This is a genomic window from Mesorhizobium sp. C268A, assembly GCF_040324475.1.
Classification (GTDB): domain Bacteria; phylum Pseudomonadota; class Alphaproteobacteria; order Rhizobiales; family Rhizobiaceae; genus Mesorhizobium.
On record NZ_JAMYVX010000001.1, the window covers coordinates 553,157 to 566,626 of the forward strand.

Genomic DNA, 13,470 nt, shown 5'->3' on the forward strand with positions numbered 1-13,470 from the left:
CGTGGATCGGTCTGGTGTGTCGACGAGGCGCCGCTGTGGGCTCGCGTCATTCCGGAGAATACACATGCGCGCCCGTTGGGCTTTCATTCTTGCACCCATTATTCCGGCGATCCTGCCCGGCTACAATTGGCATGCGAACCACCCTGAGATGGGGCCATTGTCGGGCTTCATCTTCGTAACCCTTGTTTTCTATGTTGTGGAGGCGATGGTAGGAATTCCGGCCTTCTATGTCCTCACCCGACGGCGCTGGCAGTTTTTTTGGGTATACGTCGTCGTTGGCTTTCTGGCAGTTTTTGTTCCAGCGTTTGTCTTCGGCCTCATTAAGTGGAGTCCTCCATTGGGAATCGGCGGAGTTCTCTATGCATGCTCCTTCATAGGGATACTCGGTGGCGCTACAGGGCTGATCTTCTGGCTTTTGGTGCGCCCAGACAAGGACCCTGTCGAACAGATTGCTTCGCACTTTACCTAGGTCAGCACCCCAAGATTGAGTTCAAGGCCTGATAGACTTTGGCCGCGATATTTTGCACGAGAACGCATGGACCACTTCGACCTCGGCACCTATCGCCGTCCAATCTCCACCGCCTCGGCCGAGACGCAGCGCTGGTTCGATATCGGGCTGAACTGGTGCTACGGCTTCAACCATGAGGAAGGCATAAAGTGCTTCGAGAAGGCGCTGGCGACAGATCCTGATTGCGCCTTCGTGCATTGGGGCATCGCCTATGCCGCCGGGCCTTTTTACAACCTCACCTGGAACGAGCACGGCAAGGACGAGCAGACCGTGCGGCCAAACGCTGCTTCGACCATGTCCAGCTCGCGCGCGATGTGGCGATCACCTCGTCGTGCCTGTGTCGGACGAGCGCGGAGGCGGGCCAAGCTGTTGTCACTGAAATCCCGCCGCCCGACCAGCCGAGTCGGCTTCGCCTTCTAAGAGAAAATCTCCGCCAGTTCGTCTACGCTGGTGCCTTCCCTAACCTGGCGCAGTTCAACATAGGCGACCGCAATGGCCACCGATGCCACCGTGGACACGACCGTCACGATAAGGACGCTTCCGAAAGCGCCGAAAATCAGGGCGACCGTCGAGAGGCCGCTGAAGAAAGCGAAAATCAGGCCGATCAGCAGGGCAAACATCATCTGGAAGGCAAGCGCCGCCAAAAACAGGATCAGCAAGACACCGAACATCGGCCAGCGGCTGCCCTTGGTCAGAGCACGGCTGCGCGACATCGCGCCAAACACGCCAAGCCGCTCCTGCATCAGCACCGGCACAGAAACCGATATGCCGAGCAGCCACCTGACGCCGGCAACGAGCAACACCACGAAGGCAATGATCGCTCCGAAGATCGGCACCAACATTCCGGCGATGCCCATCACGATGAGGCCAAGGATCATGGCCAAAAAGACAATCAGCCCCACCCCCAGCGTCGGCAATATGCTGCGCAAGGCTATCTGGATGCAGTAGCGATCACCGGGCGCTTGCCGTTCAGGTCCTCTATCGTCGCTTGCACCAGCGAGGACTGGAACAACAGCGCGCAAACGAAATAGATCAGGCTTAAAACGAGCGATAAGAACGAGCTGCTCATAATGACCCACTTCGCGCCGAGTGGAGGTGTGGCGATGTAGCCGTTGGGGCCGCCATTCCAGTGGTTCGACAGATTGAGCGCAACTGCTGGGAGGACCAGGAAAAGCGCCGCCAAAGCAATCATCAGACCGGGATTGCGGTCGATCACGGCGAAGGTGTTGTTGAAAACCCTGCCGATCTGGAACTTCTCAAGCCGCGCCGCCGCCGTCGATGCCACGATTACCCCTTCCGGCCCGAGCTAGATCCCGGCCAATCGCGCCAACATGACTGGCTGTTCTCGGGCCAAAACCTTCGTTACGAGAATATCTGCGCCAGTTCGTCGACGCTGGTGCCTTCCTTGACCTGGCGCAGCTCGACATAGGTGACGGCAATCGCCACCGAAATCACCGCCGAAACGATTGTCGACAGCAGGCTGCTTCCGATGGCGGCGGCAATGAGTCCGGTCGTGCTGATCCCGCCGCTCGCAATAGCAGCCTGAAACAGCAAGGTGAAAACCACTTGTAGCCCTATCGCAACAATGCCGAGGACCAGAAACAGCGCGAATATCCGCCAGCGGCTTCCCTTCGTCAGCGCCCTGCTTCGCGAAATCGAGGCGAAGACGCCAGGCCTTTCCTGAACTGCGACGGGCACAGCCACCGATATGCTGATCAGCCACATGGCTATGGGGATGAGCGACAGAAGTGCAATCACACCGCCGACGATGGGGATGGCCATGGTGATGACCGTTAATATCATCGCCACCAGAAACATTGCCACGATGATCACAAGACCAATTCCGAGCGTGGGGAGGAAGCTGCGCAGGGCTATCTGAATGCAATCGCCAATCGACGGGCGCTTGCCGTTCAAATCTTCGATTGTCGCTCGTACCAGCGCCGCCTGCGCCAGAAAGGCCAAGATCAGGAGCACCAGGCCGGCAATCATCGAAACGGCACCATAGCCCGCCATCGCCGATTGCTCGAAGCTCGCCCCAGGTACTGCTATCTTTGCAATCTGACTAAAGCTCCAGATGTTGTACAGCAGCGCAGGCAGCGTCGAAAAAAGGCCGACGATGGCGGCAAGTGGGACGAAGCTGCGTCCGATTACCGAAAACGTATTGCTGAAAGCCCTGCCGACGCTGAACCGTTCCGGCCGCTCGCTCGCGATTGACGTCATGTTACATTCCCCCCGACTAATGGATACCCGAAATCAGAAAGTATAAATCACCGATATTGATACTTGCGGTTGCCGCCGCTTGCAATTGCCTTGGCGTATTGCCAGTGTCGGCCCGCGAACCGCAGGTTGCATGGGGGCGAAAAGGTGACTGCTGCACAGCCGGACGCTGCGCAAGCCGAATGGCTGGCCAAACTGCACAAGCAGTTGCTGTCAGACGATTCGATCCAGTTCGACCTGCCGGCCTACAGACCACCCGAGACACCCGAGTGGCTGAGACCGCTGGGCGAGTTCCTGAAATCGCTCGGCCCGTACATGATCTACCTGTTCTGGGGCGCGGTGATCACAGGTGCCGCGATCATTCTGCTGCTGATTTTGCTTGAGGTGAAAGGCGTCGCCTGGCGCCTGCCCTGGTGGCGCAAAAAGAGCGTGACCGAGGCGGAAGCGACATGGCACCCCGACGTTGGCGCGGCACAGATCCTGCTGTCGGAAGCCGATGCCCTGGCCGCCCGCGGCGAGTATGACGAGGCGGTGCATCTCCTGCTTCGCCGCAGCGTTGCCGACATTGCCGGCCGCCTGCCCGACTTCCTGCGCCCGTCGCTGACCGCGCGCGATATCGCGGGAGCGGCGTCGCTGCCAACGCGGGCGCGCAGCGCCTTTACCCAGATCGCGCGCATCGTCGAGGCAGCGTTGTTCGCGCGCCGGCCGGTCGGGCCGGAAGGCTGGCAGGAGGCGCGCAGCGCCTATGAGCGATTCGTCTTCAGGGATGCCTGGACGTGAGTGACGCGACAGCCGACATCGCCCAGCAGGAACCGTTCAGCCGCAGGACGCTGTTCTGGGGCATTTTCGCCAGCCTGCTCGCGGCCGCGGGCTTCTTCCTGTTGTCCACCTATGCGCCCGACTTTCGCCAGCCGAGCGCCGGTGGCGCAACGCCGCTGTCGAAGAGCGGCATCGGCTATGCCGGCCTGGCGCAATGGCTGAAGCTGACCGGCAAGGCGCCCGATATGGCGCGGTCCGACAGCGATCTCGAGACCGAGATGCTGCTGATCGTCACCATTTCGCCCGACAGCGACCCAGATGCGCTCGCCAACATCATCAAGCTTCGCAAGGGCCTGGATACGCTGTTCGTTCTGCCCAAATGGGCGACCTTGCCGCTGGCCTTGCACGAAGGCTGGGAGATGAAGATCCAGCGACTGCCGGATGTGGTGGTCAACGACTGGCTCGGCCGCATCGCCAAGGCCAAGCTCGGCGAAGGCGAAAGCACGGCCAAGCAACTCGACGTCTCAGGGCAAATGGTCAGCGTTCCCGACCAGTTGCAATGGGTGGCCGACGAACACCCGCTGATTGCCGCCGGCAACGGCAAGGCCGTGCTGACCGAGGTCGAAGACGAGCGGTTCTACATTCTGACGGACCCCGATCTCATCAACAACGCTGGCTTGAAAGATCCCGACAAGGCGGCGGCGGCGCTCAAGCTGATCGAGTTCCTCCAGCCCGAAGAGGGTGCCGTCATGTTCGACCTGACGCTGCATGGCGTCGGGCGAAAATACGATCTCGCCAAGCTTCTGGTCGAACCGCCTTTCCTGGCGCTGACGCTGACCATCCTGGCGGCGGCGGCACTTGCCTTCCTGCATGGCCTTGGCCGGTTCGGGCCGCCACGGGCCAATCAGCGCGCCATCGCCTTCGGCAAACGCGCGCTGGTCGACACCACGGCGATGCTGTTGCGCCGCGCCGGCCGGCTGGAAGAACTAGGCGACCGCTATGGAGCACTGGCACGCGTACGCGCCGGCGCGCTGCTCGGCGCGCCGCACGGTTTGCAGGGCGAAGCGCTCGACCGCTGGCTCGATTCCCGCGACAAGGACGAAGCCGGCGGTTTCACGACCCGCCTGCAAGCTGCGAACGCGGCAAAGACCCTGACACAAATGCATGATGCAGCCGAAAAGCTGCACGACTGGACGGCAAGGAGGCTCGGTGAACGTCGATGATGTGAAGGCCCTGGCGACACAGATCAGGGAAGAGGTGGCCAAGGCCATCACCGGGCAACACGATACGGTCGATCTGATGCTCACGGCATTGTTCGCCGGCGGGCATATATTGCTCGAGGGACCGCCGGGCACGGCCAAGACGATGACGGCGCGCTGCTTTGCCCAGGCGCTGGGCGTCGCCTATGGCCGCATCCAGTTCACGCCCGACCTGATGCCCGGCGATATCGTCGGTTCCAACATCTACAATTTCCAGACCGGGCAATTCACGCTGACGCGCGGCCCGATCTTCTGCGACCTTTTGCTCGCCGACGAAATCAATCGCACGCCGCCCAAGACCCAGGCCGCCCTTTTGGAGGCGATGCAGGAGCATGCCGTCACCTTCGACGGCACCACCCATGCGCTCGGCCCGAACTTCATGGTGGTGGCGACGCAGAACCCGATCGAACATCAGGGCGTCTATCCCCTGCCCGAAGCCCAGCTCGACCGTTTCCTGTTCAAGCACCGGGTGAGCTACCCCGGCCCCGAAGAAGAGAAGGCGATCATCATCCATCACGGCGGCGGCACCGCCTCGCATGACATCAAGCAGTACGGCATCACCGCCCAGGCCGACCGCAAGACGCTGGAAAAGGCGTTGGCGACCGTCGGCGAGGTAACCCTTGTCGACGATGTCGTCGACTATATCGCCAGGCTGGTGCGGGCCACGCGCGAAAGTCCCGATCTGGAGGTTGGCGCCAGCCCGCGTGCGGGCGCCATGCTGGCCAGGGCGGCACGGGCCCGGGCAGCGCTCGACGGGCGTGCGTATGTCATCCCCGACGACGTCAAGGCGCTTGCCGTGCCGGCGCTACGCCATCGCGTTATCCTGTCGCCGGCGGCGCAGATCGACGGCCGCCTGGTCGAACAGATCGTGACCGACCTTGTAGACCAGACGGAAGCGCCGCGTTGATCTATCCGAGCGGCCGGGCAGTCTGGGCAGGTGCGGCAGGTGCAATACCGGCCTTCCTGATCGCGCTCGCGCTGCCGTCGCTGTGGTATCTCGGCCTGTTGTGGATCTGCGTGCTGCTTGCTTTCCTGGCCGTGGACGCCGCCGCCGGACGCGGACGGGCTTCGCTGGATGCCAGCATCCATGCCCCGCCGCAGGTCAGCGTCGGCGGCCAGTTCACCGTCCATGTCACCGCCGGGCTCAGCGGACGGCCGCGCGCCGTGCAGGCGCGTCTCGGCCATGATGAGCGGCTGGAACCGCTGGGCGGCACCGGCGGCGCATTGACCGCTGAGGCCGGCAGCGCATCGCTCGATCTCAAATTTCAGGCGCTGCGGCGCGGCATTGCCAGGTTCGACCGCTTGTGGGTGCGCTGGCCCGGGCCGTTCGCCTTGGTCTGGAACCAGGTCGTACTGCCGATGGCGAGCCAAGTGGCGGTGCTGCCCGATGTCAGCAGCGCCCGCGACGAGGCGATCACCCTTCTGCAGCGCCAGGCGCTGCCCGACGGCCATGCGCAGCGCCGCGCCGGCCAGGGCCGCGAATTCGAGGCGCTCAAGGACTACCAGCCCGGCATGGGCCGGCGCATGATCGACTGGAAGCGCAGCGCCCGCCACGGCAGGCTTCTGGCGCGCGAATTCCGCATCGAGGAGAACAACAACATCGTCCTGGCCATCGATAGCGGCCGGCTGATGTGCGAGCCCGTCGACGGCGTGCCGAAGGTCGACCGCGCCGTCACCGCAGCCTTGCTGTCGGCGTTCATTGCGCTGAAGGGCGGCGACATGGTCTCCCTGTTCGGCTTCGACGCGCGGCCGCGCGTTTCCAGCGGCGCCGTGCGCGGCTCCGCCAGCTTCGCCATGATCCAAAAGCGGGCGGCGGAAATCGACTATTCCACCGAAGAGACCAATTTCACCCTTGCCCTGACGACCCTTGCAGCAAAGCTCGACCGACGCTCGCTGGTGATCATCTTCACCGACTTCGTCGATCCGATCAGCGCCGAACTGATGCTGCGCACAGTAGGCCGGCTCACCGAACGCCATCTGGTGCTGTTCATGATGATGAAGGATGTCGAATTGGAGACACTGGCCGACATGCCGCCGGACGCACCGGAGGATGTGGCGCGCTCGGTTGTCGCCGGCGGGCTGCTGCGCGAAAGGCAGGTCGTCATCGGCAGGCTCAGGCTGCTCGGCGCGCATGTCATCGAAGCCGACCATCAGAGGCTCGGGCCGGCACTGGTCGAGCGCTATCTCGAACTCAAGCGAGAGGATCTGTTGTGAACGCGCTGGTCGGCAAGGATGCGGTGCGCCAGTCGCTGGCGAGCTTCCGTTCGGAGCGCGAGGCCGACTGGAAGGCGTTCGAGGCGCTGCTTGCCCGGGTCGAGAAACGTGCGCCGCGCACGCTGTCGGAAGACGAGCTTTTGTCGCTGCCGCTGCTCTACCGCTCGGCGCTGTCCTCGCTTTCGGTGGCGCGGGCGACGTCGCTCGACAATGCGCTGGTCAGCTATCTCGAAGCGCTGTGCCTGCGCGGCTACTTCTACCTCTATGGCGCGCGTCGCGGCTTGCGGCAGCGCATCGGCGATTTCTTTCTGCATGACTGGCCGCATGCCATTCGCGATTTGTGGCGCGAGACCTTGCTGTCGGTCGTCCTGACCTTTGTCGGCGCCGGCGCCGGCTACTGGCTGGTGGCCAAAGACAAGGGCTGGTTCGACGCCATCATTCCGCCGAGCCTGGCCGGCGGGCGCAACCCGGATGCCTCAGTGGAAGTCCTGCGACAGGTGCTTTATGACGGCGCCGACAGCAATTTCCTGTCGGGCTTCGCCGCCTATCTGTTCACGCACAATGTCCAGGTGGCGATCCTGGCCTTCGCGCTGGGCTTTGCCTTCGCGGTGCCGAGCGTGCTCTTGATCCTGATGAATGGCTGCCTGCTTGGCGCGATGTTCCAGATCTACGTCGCCAAGGGGCTTGGGCTGGAGCTGGGCGGATGGCTGTCCATCCATGGCACCACCGAGATGTTCGCGATCGCCTTGGCGGGCGCCGCCGGCATGCGCATCGGCACGCGCATCGCCTTCCCCGGCGAACTGACGCGGATGACGGCTGCTGCCGATGCCGGGCGCGTGGCCGCCACCACCATGGTCGGGGTGACGATCATGCTTTTGTTTGCCGGCCTGCTCGAAGGCATCGGCAGGCAGGTGATCACCAGCGACGTGACACGCTATGCCATTGGCGGCGTCATGCTGACGCTGTGGCTTTGCTATTTCTATGTGTTCAGGGTGGTGCGGCATGGCGACCGCTAGGCGCGCTGCCGTCTCGACGATACGGCCGCTGATCACGCCGGAAGGGGTCGATCTCCGGATCAAGCTCGCCGATGCCGGCACCCGCGCCGCCGCCTTCCTGCTCGACTTTGTCATCATCATCGTCACGGCGATCGTGATCTCGATCGTTGCACTGTTCGGGCTGGCCGGCCTCAAAGGCGAAGGCGCGCAGCCGCTGTTCATCGTCTGGATCATCCTGATCTTCTTCCTGCGCAACGCCTATTTCATCGTCTTCGAAGCCGGCCGCCGCGCCGCCACGCCCGGCAAACGGATGCTCGGCATCCGGGTGGCGTCGCGCAGCGGCGCCGGCCTGTCAGTCGATCAGGTCATTGCCCGCAACCTGATGCGCGAGATCGAGATCTTCCTGCCGCTGTCGATCATCCTCGGCCGCAGCGAGATGGGGCTCGCCGACACGCTGACGACGATCTTCGGGCTGGTCTGGACGCTGCTGTTTGCGCTCTTCCCGCTGTTCAACCGCGACCGCATGCGCATCGGCGACCTTTTGGCCGGAACGTGGGTTGTCGAGGCGCCGAAACTGGCGCTGGTCGAAGACCTGTCGCAACGCCAAGACACCACCACCCGCGCATTCCGCTTCACCCAGGCGCAGCTCGATGCCTATGGCATCGCCGAACTGCACAAGCTGGAGGAAGTGCTGCGCCGCGACGACTATTTCGCGCTGAAAGCCGTGGCCGAAACGATCGGACGCAAGATCGGCATGACGATCGAGCCGGTCGATTCCAGGGCCTTCCTCACCGCCTATTATGGCGAGCTGCGGGCACAGCTTGAGCGGAAGCTTTTGCTCGGCACCCGCAAGGCAGATAAGTATCAGCTGTAGATCGGAGTTCGGGATGCCGGCTCAAGTTAGCGAAGCGGAAAAAGCCAGAATAGAACGCGCCATTCAGGCGGCAGTCTCCGGATCCTGGAAGGAATTTGCAGAACTCACCGACGAACCGTTTCTAAACGATGCATCGATGAGGGAGCAATTCGGAGATACTTCTTCCCGACTTCAGCAAGCCGACGGAAATTGGGAAATGACGTCAGGCATAGGTATCGTGCCTGACGGCAGCGCGCGCCTGATCACAGTCTTGAGCAAGGCGCCGCCCACGGTGGATATTGTCCTGACGCTGCACAGCACGAGCGATCGGGATGACAGCACGATCAGCATCTGGACGTTCTTTCAGCAGCTGAATTGGGGCGATTAGGCCCTCGCCTACCCCACCCACTTCTCATAGTCGGACACCAGCAGGTGCACCGGCGCGACATCCTCGTCGATGTTGGAAAAGCGGCCGATCGGCTCGCGGAAGACGTTGTCGGTGAGATCGTCATTGACGGTCGAGACCTCGCCGATCAGCACATCCTTGCCCTCGGCCCAGAAGGCGTGCCAGACGCCGGGCAGCAGCGTCACGCTCTGGCCCGGGTCGAGCTTCAGGAGCCCGCCTGCCGGCAGCCTGTGGATGGTGCCGTCGACCGGCACCGTCACTTCGGCCTTCGGATCGATGCCGCCGTCGCGATCGTGCATGAACAGTTCCAGCACGAGCTTACCGCCGCCGCGGTTGATGATGTCCTCGGCCTTGATGTTGTGGCGGTGCATCGGCGACAGCTGATCCTTGCGCGAGATCATGATCTTCTCGGCATAAAGCATGCCCATGCCCTTCTTCATGTCGGCATAGACGCCGTTGCGAACGGTGAACAGGAACAGGCCGAGTTCGTCGAATTTTTCCTGGCCGTAATCGGTGATGTCCCAACCGAGCCGCGAGGTGAAAATGGCGGCGGAGTCGGCCTTGCGCGCCTTCATCTCTTCCGGGCTCCAGTAGGCGAAGGGCGGCATGATGTAGCCGAACGAGCGGATGAAGGCGTCTGCATCGCGGATGATGTCGTTGACGGTGGAGCGTTTCATGATCGTGATCCCTTCGCGTCGCGTTCCCTGGAGTTATCTGAAGCGCATAGCCGAACAGCGCTGCGGTGTCGACGCAAACTGCGTGCTGGCCCCATGACATCCGTGCGGATCGGGGCCATAAGTCAGCCAGATTTCCCAGGGTGATATTTCATGCAAGGCATAGACGACCTCGACACGCCGGCGATCCTCATCGACGCAGCCCGCGCCGAAGCCAACATCACACGAGCGCAGGCGCATGCCGACCGCCACGGGCTGAAACTCAGGCCGCACATCAAGACGCACAAGCTGCCTTATTGGGCGAAGAAGCAGGTGGCGGCCGGCGCGGTCGGCATCACCTGCCAGAAGATCGGCGAAGCCGAGGTGATGGCCGATGCCGGGCTGACCGATATTTTTCTGCCCTACAACATCCTTGGCCGCGCCAAGCTGGAGCGCCTCAAGGCGCTGCATGGCCGTGTGACACTGTCAGTGACGGTGGACAGCCTCGAAACGCTGGATGGGCTCGCCGCCACCTTCACCGATACCTGGCACCCCCTGCCCGTCCTGGTCGAATGCGACACCGGCATGGGCCGTTGCGGCGTGCAGAGCGCCGCCGAGGCGCTGGCACTGGCGAAGTTGATCGACCAAGCCAAGGGGCTCACCTTCGGCGGGCTGATGACCTACCCCGCGGCCGGCCGCGCCGCCGAGGCTGAATCCTGGCTGGCCGGCGCCAAACAAACGCTCGCGGCCTCGGGTCTCGCCTGTGATCGCATTTCAAGCGGCGGCACGCCTGATATGTGGCGCTCCGGCGAGGACAGCGTCGTTACCGAATACCGCCCCGGCACCTACATCTACCTCGACCGCTACCAGGTCGCCAAAGGCGTCGGCACGCTCGACGATTGTGCGCTGACGGTGCTCGCCACCGTGGTCAGCCATCCGACGCCGGCCCGCGCCATCCTGGACAGCGGCAGCAAGGCGCTGTCCAGCGACACGCTGGGGCTCGCCGATTTTGGCGAGCTGCTCGGCATGCCCGGCGCCCGCGTCACCAGCTTGAGCGAGGAACATGGCACGGTCACGCTTGGAAATGGTGCGAAGCTTCGCATTGGCGAGCGCGTGCGCGTGGTGCCTGATCATTGCTGCGTCGTGACCAACCTGTTCGACCAGGTGCATCTGATCGACGGTGACAAGGTGCTGGAAACGCTGAAGGTGGAAGCGCGTGGGCGGATGGGGTGAGGCTTTTCGTTTTGGAGGCTCGCCCTATTTCGACATTGACGAATTGTAATTTATAACTTACTAGCCACCATGGCAATCCTGAAGCAGACAGCCACCTTTCGGAGGTGGCACCAAAAGCTGAAAGACGGAAGAGCCAAGGCGGCAATTGCCGTTCGGCTGCAACGTTTGATTGTAGGAAATCCCGGCGACGTGGCCCCAGTGGGTGAAGGCATCAGTGAATTGCGCATTCACTGTGGGCCCGGCTATCGCGTTTATTTCACAAGCGCGGTGAAACGGTCATCCTGCTCCTGTGCGGCGGGGATAAAAGTTCACAAGAAACCGACATACGGACAGCAAGCGCCTGGCCGTAGAATGGAGTGACGACAATGGTTGAAAAAATCTATGATTTCGATCCCGCCGAAATGCTCGATTCCGATACGGCAATCGAGGCGTTTCTGGCAGAGGCAATGGAAACCGGAGACGCCAAATTCGTCGCGTCCGCCCTCGGTGTCGTTGCCCGCGCCAAGGGGATGAGCAACATTGCCAGAAAGACCGGCTTGGCTCGCGAGCATCTTTATACCTCGCTCAGCGAAAACGGTAATCCTACGCTGGAAACCACACTGGCGGTCATGAAAGCATTCGGCTTTCATTTGGCCCCAAAGCACGATGCAACTCAGGTCTAATCTACGCCAGCGCGCGTCGAGCGCGAGGTTGTTCGGGCCAACTGAAATCAGGACTGATAAACCGGACCCAGCGCCGCCTTCAGCGGATCCAGCGCGTCGCCATACAGCTTCCAGCGCTCGACCGAGGATGAATAGATCGGCTGGCGCACCTGCCAGCGGCTCGGCGTCCGCACCGTGCGCTCGGTTTCGTTGAAACGCAAGCAGGCATCGTCCCACTCGATGCCGAGGAATCCGATCAATCCGCGGGCGCGATTTTCGAAATCGGCGACCGTTTCTTCATAGGGCATGTCGTGGATATCCAGCGGGATGACCTTGGCCCAATGGCGCATCAGGCGGTCATACTGCCGGTAATACTGCCCAAGCTTGGTCAGATCGGCATTATAGCCGTGCGCCTCGGAAAAATTATGCATGAAACAGGACGCGCAATTGTCCATCGGGTCACGCCGGCAATGGATGATGCGGGCATTCGGCAAGATCAGGCTGATGAAGGCCAGCAGCTCGAAATTGTGCGGCATCTTGTCGACGACAAGCCGCACCGTGTTGTTGCGCTTTTTGAGATCGTCGAGATATTTCGATCCAAGCTCCTTGGCCTTGGCTGCAGTGAGCGCCGCCATGGCCTTGGTGAAAATGGCTGGGTCGAGCTTGTCGAACCCAAGTTCGCCGGCAAGTGAACGAATGGTCGACAACTCGCCGGCGCCATGGATATCGCGATGGCTGGCGCATATCTGCTCGGTCAGCGTCGTTCCCGACCGGGGCATGCCGACGATGAAGACCGGGCGCCTGGATGGATTTCCCAAACTGGCTCGCGCCTCGAAGAAGCCGGCGTCGAAGGTGTCGATGAAGCTGTCGTAAAGCTGGGTGTGCCGGTCAATGTCGAAATCATTGCCGGAAATCGCCTTGGCCCTCGCGAAATGGAGGATGGCCGGGCCATACTCGCGCTGATCGTTGAGCATCTTGCCGAAGGCATGGTGCAGCACCACCCGCTCGCGATCGGTGGTCGTCGGCAATTCCAGACGAGCCCGTATTAGAGGCAGCGTCGGATCATCCTTGACCGCCCGACGCGCCAGCGCCATTCCGGCCAGCGCTTCGACATGGCCCGGGTCGATGACAAGGGCCTTGCTGAAGCATTCGACCGCCTCGGCCGGCCGTCCAATGTCGGTGAGCAAATCACCCATTCCGGCAAGTGCCATCACCGACTGGCCATCGATAGCCAGCGCCCGGCGATAGAACCCTTCGGCAATGTCGCCCTTGAGCTGGCTGCGGTAGGAGCGGCCGAGATTGCACAGCGCTTCGATGAGCCCGCCATCAAGCTCGATCGCCTTTCTCAGATGTCTGCGCGCCTTGTCGACGTTGCCGGTGACATTGTAGGCGTTGCCGAGATTGTTGCGGAAGATGGAGTTGTCCGGTTCGAGCTTGACCGCCCTTTCCATATAGGCAATGGCGGCGTCATGATGCTCGGCCTCGATGGCCAGCGTGCCCATCAGGTTCAGCGCCATGGCATTTTTGGGCTGCGTGCGAAGCACCGTCTGGTAGCAAAACTCGGCCTCGCGAAAACGCTTGCGCCGTTGCAGGTCGATGCCGCGCTGCAATGTCTTTTCCGCCGGCTCACCGGCGGTCGGCAGCGAGGCTGAGATCATTGCCGGCAGGCCCAGGGGCGGCCGGCGTGGCAAGAGCGGCATCCGTCAAATCCCGGTCGCGGCCGCGACGAACC

At 62.3% G+C, this 13,470-nt stretch carries 17 protein-coding genes; 12 read left to right on the forward strand and 5 right to left on the reverse strand.

The genetic code is table 11. The features are described from left to right. The first annotated feature begins 64 nt into the window (after positions 1-64). Entirely contained in the window at positions 65-469 is a 405-nt protein-coding gene (locus NKL06_RS02825; protein ID WP_023694386.1) for a hypothetical protein, read from the forward strand. Positions 470-535: 66 nt separating this feature from the next. Continuing rightward, positions 536-928, forward strand: a complete 393-nt coding sequence (locus NKL06_RS02830; protein WP_023694387.1) for a tetratricopeptide repeat protein — start codon at positions 536-538, stop codon at positions 926-928. Here NKL06_RS02830 and NKL06_RS02835 read toward each other — a convergent pair. The 3 genes from NKL06_RS02835 to NKL06_RS02845 all read right to left on the reverse strand — a co-directional run bounded on the left by NKL06_RS02835 (position 925) and on the right by NKL06_RS02845 (position 2,728). Beyond that, positions 925-1,425, reverse strand: coding sequence for a hypothetical protein (locus NKL06_RS02835; RefSeq protein WP_245267182.1), 501 nt, complete (start codon positions 1,423-1,425; stop codon positions 925-927). The genes NKL06_RS02830 and NKL06_RS02835 overlap by 4 nt on opposite strands. Before the next feature lie 14 nt (positions 1,426-1,439). Then, the gene (locus NKL06_RS02840) at positions 1,440-1,793 is read right to left on the reverse strand and encodes a hypothetical protein (RefSeq protein ID WP_023694389.1); all 354 of its coding nucleotides are present in this window, start codon (positions 1,791-1,793) and stop codon (positions 1,440-1,442) included. A gap of 77 nt (positions 1,794-1,870) precedes the next feature. Beyond that, positions 1,871-2,728: a hypothetical protein gene (locus NKL06_RS02845; RefSeq protein ID WP_023694390.1), complete on the reverse strand. Its 858-nt coding sequence runs from the start codon at positions 2,726-2,728 to the stop codon at positions 1,871-1,873. A gap of 144 nt (positions 2,729-2,872) precedes the next feature. On the opposite strand from NKL06_RS02845, the gene NKL06_RS02850 reads away from it, so the two are divergent. Genes NKL06_RS02850 through NKL06_RS02880 form a run of 7 tightly spaced genes read left to right on the forward strand, consistent with a single transcriptional unit; the run spans position 2,873 to position 9,193 of the window. Further along, entirely contained in the window at positions 2,873-3,505 is a 633-nt protein-coding gene (locus tag NKL06_RS02850; protein WP_023750470.1) for a DUF4129 domain-containing protein, read from the forward strand. Next, positions 3,502-4,707, forward strand: a complete 1,206-nt coding sequence (locus tag NKL06_RS02855; protein ID WP_023694392.1) for a hypothetical protein — start codon at positions 3,502-3,504, stop codon at positions 4,705-4,707. The genes NKL06_RS02850 and NKL06_RS02855 overlap by 4 nt, the downstream gene beginning before the upstream one ends. Then, the gene (locus NKL06_RS02860) at positions 4,694-5,650 is read left to right on the forward strand and encodes an AAA family ATPase (RefSeq protein WP_023694393.1); all 957 of its coding nucleotides are present in this window, start codon (positions 4,694-4,696) and stop codon (positions 5,648-5,650) included. The genes NKL06_RS02855 and NKL06_RS02860 overlap by 14 nt, the downstream gene beginning before the upstream one ends. Next, positions 5,647-6,957 (forward strand): DUF58 domain-containing protein, encoded by a 1,311-nt coding sequence (locus tag NKL06_RS02865; protein WP_023694394.1) that lies wholly within the window; start codon positions 5,647-5,649, stop codon positions 6,955-6,957. The genes NKL06_RS02860 and NKL06_RS02865 overlap by 4 nt, the downstream gene beginning before the upstream one ends. Beyond that, entirely contained in the window at positions 6,954-7,973 is a 1,020-nt protein-coding gene (locus NKL06_RS02870) for a stage II sporulation protein M (RefSeq protein ID WP_023694395.1), read from the forward strand. The genes NKL06_RS02865 and NKL06_RS02870 overlap by 4 nt, the downstream gene beginning before the upstream one ends. Continuing rightward, on the forward strand, positions 7,960-8,826 hold the full coding sequence (locus NKL06_RS02875) for an RDD family protein (protein WP_023694396.1): 867 nt from the start codon (positions 7,960-7,962) through the stop codon (positions 8,824-8,826). The genes NKL06_RS02870 and NKL06_RS02875 overlap by 14 nt, the downstream gene beginning before the upstream one ends. Before the next feature lie 13 nt (positions 8,827-8,839). Next, positions 8,840-9,193, forward strand: a complete 354-nt coding sequence (locus tag NKL06_RS02880) for a hypothetical protein (protein ID WP_023694397.1) — start codon at positions 8,840-8,842, stop codon at positions 9,191-9,193. Between the two features lie 8 nt (positions 9,194-9,201). Here the strand turns inward: NKL06_RS02880 and NKL06_RS02885 are convergent, their stop codons facing one another. Beyond that, positions 9,202-9,888, reverse strand: a complete 687-nt coding sequence (locus NKL06_RS02885; protein WP_023694398.1) for a D-lyxose/D-mannose family sugar isomerase — start codon at positions 9,886-9,888, stop codon at positions 9,202-9,204. Between the two features lie 150 nt (positions 9,889-10,038). Between NKL06_RS02885 and NKL06_RS02890 the strand changes: the two genes are divergently transcribed. The 3 genes from NKL06_RS02890 to NKL06_RS02900 all read left to right on the forward strand — a co-directional run bounded on the left by NKL06_RS02890 (position 10,039) and on the right by NKL06_RS02900 (position 11,759). Then, positions 10,039-11,097 carry a D-TA family PLP-dependent enzyme gene (locus NKL06_RS02890; protein WP_023694399.1) on the forward strand — a complete coding sequence of 353 codons (1,059 nt, stop codon included), beginning with the start codon at positions 10,039-10,041 and terminating at the stop codon, positions 11,095-11,097. A gap of 69 nt (positions 11,098-11,166) precedes the next feature. Further along, the gene (locus NKL06_RS02895; protein WP_502881986.1) at positions 11,167-11,457 is read left to right on the forward strand and encodes a type II toxin-antitoxin system RelE/ParE family toxin; all 291 of its coding nucleotides are present in this window, start codon (positions 11,167-11,169) and stop codon (positions 11,455-11,457) included. A gap of 5 nt (positions 11,458-11,462) precedes the next feature. Beyond that, positions 11,463-11,759 carry an addiction module antidote protein gene (locus tag NKL06_RS02900; protein WP_023672893.1) on the forward strand — a complete coding sequence of 99 codons (297 nt, stop codon included), beginning with the start codon at positions 11,463-11,465 and terminating at the stop codon, positions 11,757-11,759. A gap of 47 nt (positions 11,760-11,806) precedes the next feature. On the opposite strand, the gene NKL06_RS02905 is transcribed toward NKL06_RS02900, so the two are convergent. After that, positions 11,807-13,438 carry a tetratricopeptide repeat-containing sulfotransferase family protein gene (locus NKL06_RS02905; RefSeq protein WP_023694400.1) on the reverse strand — a complete coding sequence of 544 codons (1,632 nt, stop codon included), beginning with the start codon at positions 13,436-13,438 and terminating at the stop codon, positions 11,807-11,809. Positions 13,439-13,470 lie beyond the last annotated feature (32 nt).

Bases quoted from the DNA above. Each gene is read 5' to 3' on its own strand.
- NKL06_RS02875 (WP_023694396.1), top strand. From the start codon at position 7,960: ATGGCGACCGCTAGGCGCGCTGCCGTCTCGACGATACGGCCGCTGATC.
- NKL06_RS02895 (WP_502881986.1), top strand. From the start codon at position 11,167: ATGGCAATCCTGAAGCAGACAGCCACCTTTCGGAGGTGGCACCAAAAG.
- NKL06_RS02890 (WP_023694399.1), top strand. From the start codon at position 10,039: ATGCAAGGCATAGACGACCTCGACACGCCGGCGATCCTCATCGACGCA.
- NKL06_RS02825 (WP_023694386.1), top strand. From the start codon at position 65: ATGCGCGCCCGTTGGGCTTTCATTCTTGCACCCATTATTCCGGCGATC.
- NKL06_RS02845 (WP_023694390.1), bottom strand. From the start codon at position 2,728: ATGACGTCAATCGCGAGCGAGCGGCCGGAACGGTTCAGCGTCGGCAGG.
- NKL06_RS02885 (WP_023694398.1), bottom strand. From the start codon at position 9,888: ATGAAACGCTCCACCGTCAACGACATCATCCGCGATGCAGACGCCTTC.
- NKL06_RS02905 (WP_023694400.1), bottom strand. From the start codon at position 13,438: ATGCCGCTCTTGCCACGCCGGCCGCCCCTGGGCCTGCCGGCAATGATC.
- NKL06_RS02900 (WP_023672893.1), top strand. From the start codon at position 11,463: ATGGTTGAAAAAATCTATGATTTCGATCCCGCCGAAATGCTCGATTCC.
- NKL06_RS02880 (WP_023694397.1), top strand. From the start codon at position 8,840: ATGCCGGCTCAAGTTAGCGAAGCGGAAAAAGCCAGAATAGAACGCGCC.
- NKL06_RS02830 (WP_023694387.1), top strand. From the start codon at position 536: ATGGACCACTTCGACCTCGGCACCTATCGCCGTCCAATCTCCACCGCC.